This is a genomic window from uncultured Plantibacter sp. (genome assembly GCF_963518075.1).
Taxonomy (GTDB): domain Bacteria; phylum Actinomycetota; class Actinomycetes; order Actinomycetales; family Microbacteriaceae; genus Plantibacter; species Plantibacter flavus_A.
Window position 1 is genome coordinate 396701 of sequence record NZ_CAUQHZ010000001.1, and the last position, 13485, is coordinate 410185.

7 protein-coding genes are annotated in these 13485 nt (G+C 70.7%); 3 read left to right on the forward strand and 4 right to left on the reverse strand.

From position 1 onward, the window contains the following. The first annotated feature begins 1 nt into the window (after position 1). The 3 genes from RWN05_RS01935 to RWN05_RS01945 all read left to right on the forward strand — a co-directional run bounded on the left by RWN05_RS01935 (position 2) and on the right by RWN05_RS01945 (position 4108). Positions 2 to 1744, forward strand: coding sequence for a DUF5605 domain-containing protein (locus tag RWN05_RS01935; RefSeq protein ID WP_314138127.1), 1743 nt, complete (start codon positions 2 to 4; stop codon positions 1742 to 1744). Between the two features lie 266 nt (positions 1745 to 2010). After that, on the forward strand, positions 2011 to 2361 hold the full coding sequence (locus tag RWN05_RS01940) for a hypothetical protein (protein ID WP_071261463.1): 351 nt from the start codon (positions 2011 to 2013) through the stop codon (positions 2359 to 2361). A gap of 115 nt (positions 2362 to 2476) precedes the next feature. Continuing rightward, positions 2477 to 4108, forward strand: a complete 1632-nt coding sequence (locus RWN05_RS01945) for a beta-N-acetylhexosaminidase (protein ID WP_314138130.1) — start codon at positions 2477 to 2479, stop codon at positions 4106 to 4108. 81 nt (positions 4109 to 4189) lie between these two features. On the opposite strand, the gene RWN05_RS01950 is transcribed toward RWN05_RS01945, so the two are convergent. From RWN05_RS01950 to RWN05_RS01965, 4 genes are read right to left on the reverse strand one after another with little or no spacing between them, the layout of a single operon-like run. After that, entirely contained in the window at positions 4190 to 5428 is a 1239-nt protein-coding gene (locus tag RWN05_RS01950) for a DUF2087 domain-containing protein (RefSeq protein WP_314138132.1), read from the reverse strand. After that, positions 5421 to 6428 carry a hypothetical protein gene (locus RWN05_RS01955; RefSeq protein WP_314138134.1) on the reverse strand — a complete coding sequence of 336 codons (1008 nt, stop codon included), beginning with the start codon at positions 6426 to 6428 and terminating at the stop codon, positions 5421 to 5423. Before RWN05_RS01955 ends, RWN05_RS01950 begins: the two co-directional genes overlap by 8 nt. Continuing rightward, positions 6429 to 8585, reverse strand: coding sequence for an MMPL family transporter (locus RWN05_RS01960; RefSeq protein ID WP_314138136.1), 2157 nt, complete (start codon positions 8583 to 8585; stop codon positions 6429 to 6431). Continuing rightward, complete coding sequence (locus RWN05_RS01965) at positions 8582 to 13285, reverse strand: aminotransferase class I/II-fold pyridoxal phosphate-dependent enzyme (protein ID WP_314138138.1); 4704 nt, start codon at positions 13283 to 13285, stop codon at positions 8582 to 8584. The genes RWN05_RS01960 and RWN05_RS01965 overlap by 4 nt, the downstream gene beginning before the upstream one ends. Between the last annotated feature and the right edge of the window lie 200 nt (positions 13286 to 13485).

Below are 13485 nucleotides of genomic sequence, written 5' to 3' on the forward strand. Positions count from 1 at the left end.
CATGTTCGACCGCAGTTCCGCCTTCGGAGACGTCATCGAGAGCCCGGCGGGTCGCACCGTCCTCGAGCAGTTCCTGCCCGGCATCGCCGCGTCGCCGATGGCCAAACAGTTCCGCAGCATCCGTCTCGGGCAGCTGTCGGCGATCGTGCCGGAACTGCAGGACGACGCGGCGAAGGATCGTCTCTGGGCGGCGCTCGCACAGGTCGACGACGGTCCCGAGGCCCGCGCACCCTACGGTGCCGCGATCGAGCCCGCTCCCGACTACGAGGGCCAGGACGTCCCGCGCGGCTCGGCGACCCTGACGGTCCCCGGCGACGTCCCGCAGTACGGCGTCGTGGAGATCCGGCTGGACGGGCCGTCGCACGGCAACCCGTTCGTCGACGTGGAACTCGGCGCGACGTTCACGAACGGTGCACGCGAGCTCACCGTCGGCGGGTTCTACGACGGCGACGGACGGTACCTGGTGCGACTGCTCGCCGAGGAGCAGGGCGAGTGGTCGTTCACCACGAGCTCGACCGCCCGCTCGCTCGACGGCGTCGCCGGCATGTTCACCGTGTCGGCCGCGGCGACGGACAGCCACGGACCGGTGCGCGTCGACGGCTTCCACTTCGCTCATGCGGACGGCACCCGCCACCGCCCGCTCGGCACGACCGCCTACGCCTGGACGCACCAGCCCGAGGAACTGCAGGAGCAGACGCTGCGCGCCCTGGAGGCCGCGCCGTTCACGAAGATCCGCATGTGCGTGTTCCCGAAGTCGTACCTCTACAACGCGAACGAGCCGGAGACGTTCCCCTTCGTCGGCTCGCTCGCCGACGGGTTCGACCACGAGCGGTTCGACCCGGCGTACTGGGCGAACCTCGAGCGGCGCATCACCCAGCTCGGCGCGCTCGGCATCGAAGCGGACCTCATCCTCTTCCACGCCTACGACCGCTGGGGCTTCGCGGACCTCGGTCCGGCCGTCGACGAACGGTACCTCCGCTACGCCGTCCGCCGGCTCGCCGCGTTCGCGAACGTGTGGTGGTCGATGGCGAACGAGTACGACCTGCTCTGGGCGAAGACGAACGACGACTGGGAGCGGCTCGCGGCGGTCGTCGGCGCGGAGGACCCGCACGGCCACCTCAACTCCATCCACAACTGCCAGGGGTTCTACGACTACACCAAGCCGTGGATCACGCACTGCAGCGTGCAGCGCGTCGACGTCTACCGGACCGCGGAGAACACCGACGCCTGGCGCGAGCAGTGGGGCAAGCCGATCGTCATCGACGAGTGCGCCTACGAGGGCGACATCGACCAGGGCTGGGGCAACATCACCGGCGAGGAGATGGTGCGACGGTTCTGGGAGGGTGCGATCCGCGGCGGCTACGTCGGCCACGGCGAGACCTACCTCAACGACCGGGAGGAGCTGTTCTGGTCGAAGGGCGGGCCGCTCATCGGTTCGAGTCCCGACCGCGTCGCGTTCCTGGAACGCATCTCGGCGGAGTCCCCGACGGGCGTCCTCGACCCGCTGCCCGGCGACTGGGACGTGCCGTGGGGCGGGGTGGCCGGCCGCTACGTCATCGGCTACTTCGGCTTCAACCGGCCGCGGTTCCGCAACGTCTTCCTCCCCGAGGGCGAGTTCCACGTCGATGTGCTCGACACCTGGAACATGACGGTCGAGACCCTCCCCGGCACCCACACCGGTACCGTCCGGGTCGACCTGCCCGGTCGCCAGTTCATGGCGGTCCGCCTCCGCCTCGTGGAGTAGGCGCCCCGACCGCGGAGCCGAGGCCCTGCCCCGGTCACCAAGCTACTTCCCCCGGTCAGTGAGCCCCCTCCCCGGTCACTGAGCCGCCATCCCCGGTCACTGAGCCGCCATCCCGGGTCACTGAGCCTGTCGAAGTGCCGAGCAACCCGCCCCGCCACACCGTCTCCACACCGTTGACACGTTTGTTCGGACCCTTTACAGTTGTCGGGCATTGACGCAACCCCCGTTGCAACATGCGCAATCGCCCGACGACTGGAAAGCGGCCCATGGATCACGGCACCGGCACCATCCTGCTCGACGGCGTCCTCCGCGGCACCGCCCTCACCGCCCTGCTGCCCACCTGGGTGACCGGCGGTGGCGGCGACGCCGTCATCGACCGCCTCCGTGACGACGCCGTCGTCGACGAACTCGAACGGGCCTTCGCCGAGCCGCCGTTCGACGAGCGCGTCGACTGGTCCGCTGTGCGCATCGCGCAGGTGTCGCACCCCGACCTCCGCGAGCTCGTCGGCCGCAGCATCGCCGAGCTCGCCGCCGAGGCCGGTCAGTCGCCGCTCACCGTCGTCTCGGATACGCTGATCGCCGACCGCCTCACCACCCTCGTCGACCGCCCGTCCTGACCTCCACCATCCGGAACCGTTCTCAGGAGTCCTCCGGCGTGTCACCGGGTTCCCGCCCAGCCGCGCCGAAGATGTCCTGAGAACGGCCCATCAGCACTCGAGGAGAGAACCACCGATGCTTCCACTGCCCGTGTCCATCCAGCAGCACGACGGCGCCTTCACGCTGAGCGAGACGACCGGGCTCGGCGGTGACCGCCGCTTCACGGCCGCGACCCGCTGGTTGCGCGGGGTGCTGCAGACGTCGACCGGGTTCGACCTCGACGCACGGATCGACATGCGGACCGACAGCATCGCGTTCATCCACGACGACACCGTCGCGGCCGGCGGCTACCGGCTCGTGGTCGACGCGGACGGTGTGCGCATCGTCGCCGCCGACGCCTCCGGTGCGTTCTCGGGTGCGGTGACCCTGACCCAGCTCTTCCCCCCGGCGGTCAACCGCCGTGCGCTCGTCCCCGGCGTCGACTGGACCGTCCCGGCGACGACCATCGACGACGCCCCGCGCTTCGGCTGGCGCGGCGTCATGCTCGACGTGGCACGGCACTTCCTCCCCACGTCCGACGTGCTGCGGTTCATCGACCTCGCCGCACGCCACAAGCTCAACGTCCTCCACTTCCACCTCACCGACGACCAGGGCTGGCGCATCCAGATCGACGCCTTCCCGAAACTGACCGAGGTCGGCGGGTGGCGGACCGAGAGCCAGCACGGTGCAGCGCGGCACGCTCCCGGCGACGGCCGACCGCACGGCGGCTTCTACACGAAGGACGACCTGCGCGAGATCGTCGCCTACGCCGCTGAGCGGTCCATCACGGTCGTCCCCGAGATCGACCTGCCCGGCCATGCGCGAGCGATCATCGCCGCCTACCCCGAGCTGGGTGTGCCGGACGTCGCGCAGGACGCGGACGAGTCGTCGGTGTGGACACGGTGGGGCATCAACGAGGCGATCCTCGACATGGGCGAGGAGACGGTCGCGTTCTTCCGCACCGTGTTCGACGAGGTCATGGAGCTGTTCCCGTCGACCTTCATCGGCGTCGGCGGCGACGAGGCGAAGAAGACCCGCTGGGCGGCGAGCGCTCGAACGCAGGCCCTCATGGCCGAGCGTGGGCTGGACACCGTCGAAGCGCTGCAGGCGTGGTTCATCCGCCAGCTCGAGGCGCACCTGTCCGCCGCGGGCCGGCGCCTGTACGGCTGGGACGAGATCCTCGAGGGCGGCGGACTGCCGAAGGACGCGACCGTCGCCTCATGGCGCGGCGAGTTCGGTGCGGTCGCCGCCGCACGACAGGGCTACGACGTCATCGCCTGCCCGGACGACCGCGTCTACCTCGACTACCGCGAGTCGGAGCTGCCGGGTGAACCGATCCCGGTCGGGCCGCCACTGACGGTCTCGGAGGTGTACACCTTCGAGCCCGTGCCGGCGGAGCTGACGGAGGCGCAGGCCGAGCACATCATCGGGGTGCAGGCGAACATCTGGACCGAGCACATGGACTCCGCCCGCGTCATCGACTACCAGGCGTATCCGCGACTGTGCGCCCTCGCGGAGGTCGCCTGGGTCGGCCGCGAGCGCGACCTCGCGGGCTTCGAGGCACGGCTGCTGCAGCACCTCGCCCGCCTCGACGCCCTAGGGGTCGAGTATCGCCGCGCCACTGGACCGTTCCCGTGGCAGGAGCGTCCCGACGCCGAAGGTCGGCCGTCCACCCGCGAGCAGCGGGCAGCCCTCGTGGAGGAGCTCACGAAGGACATCCGCGCCTGACGCAGTCGGTCCCGGGCACTGAGCCTCACCCCGGTCCCTGAGCCTCACCCCGGTCCCTGAGCCTGTCGAAGGGCGGCTGACTCAGGTGACGAGCGCGTACTCGGTCCCCGAGCGCGTGCGCTCGACGAGCTGTGCGTCCACGAGGTACCGCCGAAGTACCGCGACGTCGTCGTGGAACGCGGACAACCGCTCGTTGATCTCGGCTTCGTCGACCACCTCGTCCGGCTGGAGCGCTGATGCCGCGACCCGCTGTAACAGCGCCTGCCGCTCGTCGGGATTCGACGGGTACTGCACGATCCGACCGTCGACCAGGAAGCGGTCGATCCCTTCGCGCTTCGGCGGTGCGGCGGCTGCGAGAAGGTCTCGGAACACCTCGCCCGAGGCGCGCCCGCCGTCGTCCAGCAGGCCCGCCCGAGACAACGCCTGGACGCCCTGCTCGGCCCGTCGCACAGCACGCTGGGTGGCGCCGAGGTCGGGCTCCTGCCCGAGGACGAGTTGTGCGTACACCGTCCGGGCGTCGTCGTTCGCGAGAGCTGCGGCAAGCGCGCGCCAGTCCGTCGTCGTCCGGTCCTCGTTCGGCATGGCCCCTCCTCCTGCGGTCTCCGACATCGTCCTCAACGGTACGCGCGTCGACCGGATCAGCCGATCCCCGTCCTGTCGCCGCGAGACCGCAACGATGACGACGCTGCAGAGATGGGCGCCCACCACCGACCATCGGCCGGCGAAGGTGCGCGGCGTCGGCGGGCCGGCCGGCGCGACGACCCGTGCTTCGAACGACCCACGATCCGGGTGGATCACGACCTCACATGCCGTGTAGTCGACCCATCGCCCGGTGAGCGGGTACCACGCCTTGAAGACGCTCTCCTTGACGCTCCACAACACGGCGCTCCACGCGACGGTCGGATGGCTCGAGGCGAGTCGCGCGAGCATGGACGCCTCACTCCCACAGACGATCGTCGCCGCGACGGCGGGACGGATGGGCCGGTGCACCTCGACGTCGATCCCGATGGCGCTCGCGACACCGACGCGACCGACGGCTGCGATCGTGAAACCGGGGCAGTGCGAGAGACTCCCGACGAAGCCGGTCGGCCAGACCGGTTGTCCACCCTCCCCCGTCGGGATGTCCGTGGAGCGCTGGCCGAGCATCGCGAGTGCCGCCCGGGCGCAGTCGCGCGCCGAGCGGGATTCGGCGCTGCGACCAGCCGAGGTCGGACGGGCCCGGAACGGCCCGGATGCGGTGCCGACGGACGCCGACACGACGACGCCCGGCGGCACCTGCATCCGGAGAGCGTCGACCACCGCGGCTGCGGATTCAGCCATCCGAGCGACGCGGGGACGCCGCGCGCGCCGTGGGATCGGAGGCGGGGATGCCGACCCGGAACCAGGCGATGAGCTGCTCGTCCCGGGCGACATTCCAGCGTCCGTCGAGCATGGCCCGGGTCTCCGGACAGTCGAGCGGCGCGCTCTGCGGGTGCACGTACAGGCCGTGGCGCTGGAAGCCGAGCCAGAGCCGGGTGAGCAGTCGCCCCGCGGCCAGTTCATGCCGGGCCCCGGTGGGTCCGACGACACCGAGGACGGTGCCGGAGCCCTGGGTCGCGGAGGCCGACATCCTCGCCAACAACCCGGGCAGCCCGACGCCGCGAAGCGCGCGGAACACCCGCGGGCTGATCAGCGTCCGCAGGCCGGCTCGTTCGACCTTCGACAGCACGAGCATCGCGTCGTTGAGGCCGTCCTCGTCGTACCGCGGATGTCCTGGTGAGAGCCTGGTCCACTGATCGAGCTCGGCGACGATCGCCCGCTCGCCGAAGAACCATTGGTTGGCTCGCACGAGGATCGGGCGCGCGTCCCGGGTCGGCATGGAGACGAGCCGGAAACCCCTGCGCTCCACCTCCACCGCGGCCTCCTGGAGGAGGTCCGGTCCCGGAGCGCCGTCCCGCCATCGCCCTCGCCAGACGCGTCGTCCACGGACGTCCGCCGAGGAGAACCTCGTCCGGTAGCCCTCCGGGTGGCGCGAGAACCGGCCGACCTCATCGGTCTCCGCGTCACCGCCGGTTGCAGCCTCGAAGCGCAGTCCGACACCGGCGGAGGCCGCACAGATGAGGAGTGACTCGACGAACGCCCCGAACGACAACATCGTGTCGCGTCCTCGCGGATCGCTCGCGCCGAGGGTGCGAGCGCGATCCCGGCGGAGGACGAGTTCGTCGCCCTGAGGGTCCACGACCCACGGCTGCGTGTTGTGGGCGTTCGCCGCGCGAGCCGCCTCGGACACGAGCGCCGAGAGGTCGTCATCTGCCGACAGGCCACTGAACCGCGAGTCCATTCAGTCCTCCGTGATCCCGATGCGGCGATGAATCGCCGCGAGCCACCGCGGCGCCCACCAGTTGTACCGCCCGGCGACGCGCATGAAGACCGGGACGAGCACGCCGCGGATCAGGATGGCGTCGATGAGGATCGCGATACCGGTTCCGATGCCGAGCATCTTGATGATCGACACTCCGGAGGTCGCCATGGCGAAGAACGACACCGCGAGGATCGCCGCAGCGGCCGTGATGATCGGACCGCTCGCGCCGAGTCCGCTCCGCACCGCCTCAGCGAGATCACCCGTGGCACGGAACCGTTCCTGGATCCGAGCGAGGAGGAACACCTCGTAGTCCATCGAGAGCCCGAAGGCGATGCAGAACAGCAGGATCGGGATCGAGATGGCGATGGGCGACGGGGTGAAGCCGAGCACGTCCGACAGGTTGCCGTCCTGGAAGAGGAACACGATGACGCCCAGGATGCCGGCCAGACCGACCACGTTCAGCACCAGCGCCTTGATCGGGAGCAGCACGCTCCCCGTGAACAGGAAGAGGATGATCAGCGTCATGAGTGCGATGGCCGCGGCGGCGAACGGCAGACGCGCCGAGATGGAGTCACCGATGTCGATCATCTGCGCCGCGAGGCCACCGACCAGGACGGTCGAGGCGGCTCCCGGTTCCACCGCGCGGACGTCGCGGACGAGCTCCGAGCCCTCGGGCGAGTACGGGACGACGTCGGTCGCGACCTGGAGCCAGAGCGCCGAACCGTCGCGGAAGTGCTGCTCCGTCCGCGCGTCGGCCGGGGCCACGAGGCGTCCGTCGACGAAGCTGCCGAGGGACGTCGTGACGGCCTCGACGCCCCTGATCGAGGAGAGTTCGGCGGCGTACTCGTCGAGCTCGCGGTCCGTCCCCGCCCAGTCCTCGGTGACGACGGAGACGGCGTCCGCCTCGGCGACGTCGAAGTCGGACCGCATGATGTCCGCCACGACACGACTCTCGGCGTCGGCGGGGAGCACTCGTTCGTCGGGCACCCCGAACTCGGCGTGCGCAAATGGCGCGGCCATGGCGATGAGCAGCGCGATCACGGGCACCGCCGACCACGGACGGCGATACGCGTGGTCGCCCACCCGGTACCAGAACCGGCCCTCGGCCCCGGCCGGGCGGCGGGAGCGCAGTCGGCCCCAGTCGATCCTGCGACCCAGGAGGGTGAGGGCTGCGGGCAGCAGGACGACCGCGCCCACCACGGAGCAGGCCACGATGACGAGTCCCGCGATGGCGAACGAGCGCAGGAAGTACTGGTCGAACAGCATCAGCGTGGCGAGCGCCGCGGCGACGACGACGCCGCTGAACACGATGGTCCGGCCGGTCGTCCGCCGAGCGATCCGCAACGCCTCCTCGTCGGTGGCTCCACCCGCGCGTTCGTCCCGATAGCGGGTGAGGAACAGCAGGCAGTAGTCGATGGCGAGTCCGAGGCCCAATGCGGTGACGAGGTTGACCGCGAACAGGGAGACCGAGGTGAGCTGTGCAACCACGTTCAGCAGGCCGAGGGATCCGAGGATCGTGACGCCCGCGACGCCGACGGGCAGCAGAGCAGCCACCACTCCGCGGAACGCGAAGAACAGCAGCACGAGGGTGATCGGGATGGCGATCGTCTCCGCCACGATGATGTCCGTCTTGACCTGCGCGTTGAGGTCGTCGTTGATCCCCGCGATGCCACCGAACCGGACCGTGGCCGACGTCACCTCGTCGGTGATCGTCCCGCGGAGCGCGGTGGTCGCGCGCTGCACGGTGTCCTCGTCTCCGGCGAGCGCCACGAGCACGACGCCGCGGTCGGTGCCGCTCCGCAGCTGCTCCGAGTCGGCGTAGGAGCCGGTGACGCTGGCGCCGTCCACGTCGTCCACAGCACCGACGATGTCGTCGAGCGCCTCCCTGCCGGCGGCGCTGTCGAGTCCGTCGGAGACGTCCACGACGAGGAGGAGTTTCGGGTCGCTGCCCGGGAACCGGTCGGCGAGCACGTCCGCTGCGGCCACGGAGTCGGACTGCGGGTCGTCGAACCCGCCCGTCTTGAGGTTGTCGAGGACGTCGGCCCCCGCGATGCCCGCCACGATCGCGAACACCAGGCCGATCAGGAGCGTGATCACCGCCCGTCGTCTGGGTGTCGTTCTGGAGTGGTTCGTCATGCGGATACCTTCATGTCGTGGGTGATGCGGTTGAGTTCGGATGCCGTGAGGTCCACGACCCGCTGGATCTGCTCGGTGGTGTGCTCCGCGGTGATGAAGAAGCGGAGCCGCGCCTGGTCGTCCGGCACGGCCGGGTACAGGATCGGGTTGACGCTGAAGCCGTGGTCGAAGAGCGCCGTCGCCAGGGCGAGTGCCCGTTCCGAGCTGCCGACGATGCACGGCACGACGGGCGAGTCGGCGCTGTCGCCGATGTCGATGCCGGCGGCCCGGGCCGTCTCGCGGAAGCGGTCGGCGTTCTGCCGCAGGCGGCTCAGGCGCTCGGGCTCGTCGCGCATGAGCCGGAGGGCGGCGAGTGACGCGGCCGCGTTCGCCGGGGTGATGCCGACGCTGTACACGAACCCGGGCACGGAGTACTTGAGGTAGTCGATCGCGGCGGCGGTGCCACCGACGTAGCCGCCGCATCCGGCGAGCGACTTCGACATCGTGCCGCACCAGAGGTCGATGTCCGAGCGGTCGACACCGAAGTGTTCGCCGACCCCGCCGCCGTTGGCGCCCACCGTTCCGATGCTGTGCGCCTCATCGACGAGCACCAGTGCGCCGTGCCGCCGCTTCAGCTCGATGAGCTGCGGGAGCGGCACGAGGTCGCCGTCCATGCTGTAGACGCCCTCCACGACGATGAGGACTCGGCGGAACCCGCCGCGGATCGCGCTGAGGAGCTCGTCGAGCGCGTTCACGTCGTTGTGGGGAAAGGACCGCCGGGTGGCTCCGGAGAGCTTCGCCCCCTGGATGATGCTGTCGTGCGCGAGGCTGTCGTGGACGATGAGGTCGCCCGGTTCCACCAGGTGCCCGATGACGCTCACGTTCGTCGCGTGGCCGCTCACCAGGGTGAGCGCCGACTCCACCTGGAGGAGGTCGGCGAGCTCTTGCTCGAGCTCGGCATGGATCGGGCGCTCACCGGACAGGAACCGGCTGGCGGACACCGAGCTGCCGTATCGGGCCACGGCGTCGGCGATCGTCTCGGCGACCACGGGGTGGCCGGTGACACCGAGGTAGTTGTAACTGGAGAAGCTCACGAGCTGGGCGTCGCCGATCGTCGTCGTGGCGTCGATGATCCCCTCATGCAGCAGGAAGTAGGGGTTGCGGTCCGTCTGCTGCCGGCGTTCCCGCATGGCGACCGCCTCCGGGAAGCGCTCGATGCGGGCGTCGGCCTCGGTCCATCGGGTCGGGCGGTCGGCCGGCGCCGGAGAAGCGGCAGCCACCGGGTTCGTCTCGACCCGGGGGAGCCGGTGCTGCGGCTCCTCGGCGAACGGGTGCAGCAGGGAGCCGACGCCGTCCAGCACCTGCTCCACGGTGGGCCGTCCGGCGAAGCGCTCGCCGAGCTGCGCCGGGGTCGGCAACGATGGCCACTCCGTGTGCAGCTGGGTGATCAGCTCACGCATCATCAGCGAATCGAATCCCAGCTGTTCGACGAGGTGCATGTCGGGCCGGATCAGGTCCAGCGGGAACCCGCTGATGCGCGACACCATGCCGAGGATGACCGCGTCGGATTCGGCACGATGCGACCGGGAGGCTGCGAGGCCCATCCGGGCGACCACCTCCGACTGCGGCGAGCCGGGTTCCGTCGACCAACGGAACGTATTCGTCGACGCGGGCGCATGTCCGGCCTGCCCGGAACCCTCGATGAGGCTCAGCTGACGGTTCATGAGGGCGAGCAGTCCGGGCAGGTGGTCGGCCTGGGCGTCGGCGGCTCGCGGCTGGATCGGCGGTCCTGCCGACGGTCGTCCGGCGAGGGGGGAGGACGGCAGGTCGTGAGGGTTGTGGTGCATGGAGTGGGGATCCTGTTCGACGGGGGAGGGTGGTCGGTGCGGCTCGGATGTGGGTTCTCGGGGCGTGGTCGTCGGGGCGGCGGCGTCCGGGCCGACGACCCAGTACGGCTCAGTCGGCAGCGGCGCGATCGGCAGCGCCACACCCGCGGTGTCTGGTGGGACGAGCGATGCCAGGTCGAGGTCGGCGCCCAGCACCGTCAGCCGACCGATGAGTCGGAGGAAGGTCGCCGCGTCGTCCGGCGCCGACGCGCTGCTTGAGATGACGCGTACGTCGGGCGCGTCACCCAGGGAGCGTCGGATGGACCCGAGCAGCGCCGACCCCCCACCGATCTGGACGTAGACGCCGACGTCGGATGCGGACGCCGACTCGATCGCCTCGCGGAACCGCACCGTGGAGAAGACGTTCTCCTCGAGCTGACGACCCAGCTCCTCGCCCGTCTCGACCGTGCGGCCCGTCACGGTCGACACGAGCTGCACCTGCGGCGCGCGAGGCCGGAACCGCGACAGGTCCGCCACGAGGGCCGGCCGGATCGGCTCGAGCAGAGGCGAGTGGAACCCGGTGGCGACGCGCAGGGGTTGAGTCGACACCCCGTGCTCGACGCACCGTTCCGCGACGGCTCGCAAGGCCTCGCCGGTTCCACTCACCACCGTCTGCCGGGGATCGTTGGCGGCCGCGATCCACGCGTCGTCGATGCCGCTGAGGAGCGCTGTGACCTGCTCGGCGTCGCAGCCGAGGGCCGTCATGCCGTCGCCGGGTCGCGTCGCAGCCGATCGCATGTGGTGTCCGCGGACCGCGGCGAGCCGCACGGCGTCGGGCGCATCGAGCGCGCCCGCCGTCGCCAGGGCGGGAAGCTCGCCGACGCTGTGCCCGAGGACGAGGTCGGGCTCCACGCCGATCTCGCGCAACAGCGCCACGGTTGCGAGCGCCGTCACCGCGAGCGCGGGTTGGCAGACCTCGGTGGACGTCAGACGGTCGATTCCGGAGGGGGTGTCGGCGTCGGCCGCGGAGAGCGCCGCGAGCACATCGACCCCGGTCTCCTCGAGCACCTGCTCGTTCAAGGTCTCGGCCGCTGCACGGAAGGCGGGGAATCGATCGAGGAGGTCCGACTGCATCCGCGGGGTCTGGCTGCCCTGCCCGGGGAAGACGAAGGCGATCCGCCGAGCGGCCTCGTCGACATGGACCCCGGTGCAGACGTCCGCGGAGATCACCCCGGTGGTTCCGTGGGCGAGCTGCTCCAAGGCGGCCGACAGCCCGGAGATCAGCTCGGCGGCGGTGCGGCACACGATCGCCAGCCGGGTGCTCGCGAGCGCCCGAGAGCTCAGGGTCCGTGCGAGGCCGGCGATGGACGGTGCGTCGGCGGCCTCGAGGACGGCGAGGACCGCACGAAGGTGCTCGCCGAGCAGCGTGAGGTCGGCGGCCGAGAACACGAGGAGGTGCGGGAGCGTTTCGTCGGCCGGTCCCCCAGCGGCATGCCGACGGACTCGACCTGCTCGCGTCGGCGGTGATTCGAGCACCACGTGCGCGTTGGTGCCGCCGAACCCGAACGAGCTGACGCCGATGAGGCCCAGACCGTCGTCGCCCGGGTCGATGGTGCGGGAGGCGAGCGCCAGGCGGCCGTCTTGGAGGACCTCGGTGTGCGCCTCCGAACGCAGGCGGGGCTGCCCGGGGACGACCCGATGCCTCGCCAAGAGTGCCGCTTTGACGATGCTTGCGATCCCGGCCGCCGCCATCGTGTGCCCCACGAGCGCCTTCACGGCCGTGACCGTGGCGGTCCGGTGCGGCGATGCCCCGAGACGACGCAGCGCCGCCAGCGATTCCAGCTCGGTGCGGTCGCCCACCGGGGTGGCCGTGCCGTGCGCCTCGACGACGCCCAGGTCGGCGGGGTCGGCCGCGGCGTCCTCGTAGGCCCGGCGGAGCGCCGCCAGCTGTCCATCCGTCGTCGGCGTCATCGGCCCTTCGGCCCGGCCGTCGTTGGACGCCCCGGAGCCGCGGATGACCGCGTAGACGTCGTCGTGGTCGTCGATGGCGGCCTCGAGCGGTTTGACGACGATCATGCCGACGCCCTCGCCGAGGAGGAATCCGTCGGCATCGCCGTCGAACGGTCGGCACACCCCGTTCCGTGACAGTGCACCGATCCGCGAGAAGGCGACCATCGCATCCGGGACGAGGCTCAGGTTGACGCCGCCGACGAGCGCCGCCGAGCACTGCCCGGATCGGATGGCGGCGACCGCCTGGTGCAGCGCGACGAGGCTGCTGGAACACGCGGCGTCGACGGCGAAGCTCGGGCCGCCGAGGTCGAGCGTGCTGCTCACCAGCGCCGGCCCCATGTTCGGCAGGCACCCGGGCATCGAGAACGCGTGGAACGGACGCACGCCGGCGACGCGCGCCGCCAGCGCCGCCCCGAGGTCCGCTGCGGCGGGCTCGGGATGGATGGAGTCGTCGCCGAGGAGCTTCGCCCGGATGCGGAGGGAGGTGAGTTCTCGATAGTCGTTCGCGGCCATCCCGACGAACACGCCGACCGACGACCGGTCGACACGACGACGTTCGAACCCGGCGTCGATCCAGGCGGCTCGTGCAGCCTCGAGGAGCAGGCGATGTTGCGGGTCCATCGCGTGCGCCCGGCTGGGCGGGATGCGGAAGTGCCGCGCCGCGAACTGCTCGACGTCGTCGATGAAGGAACCCTGGTCGGAGTAGGCGTGATGCACCGCTCTGGGGTCGTGCGGCGCGAAGAAGGTGGCGTGATCCCATCTCGAGCGGGGGACGACGGAGCCGCTGCGTCGGGCCGCCAGGATGTTGTGCCAGTACTGGTGGGCGTCTGCCGCGCCACCGAAGCGGGCGGACAGGCCGACGATGGCGAGTGGTCGAACGGGCACGACGAGAGAACCTCCGAGGGTGTTGATCGCGGATGGAACGAGGGGGCAGGTCGGCATGTCGACGACTCCGGACGGAGTGGGTCGAGGTCCCGGGGCCGCCTCGCGGTGAGGAGAGCCGGCCCGTGGGCACGCCACAGCCCGACTGTAGTCATCTGAAACATCAGTTTGGATACTCGTCCAGAATCTGTGGATAACTCGCG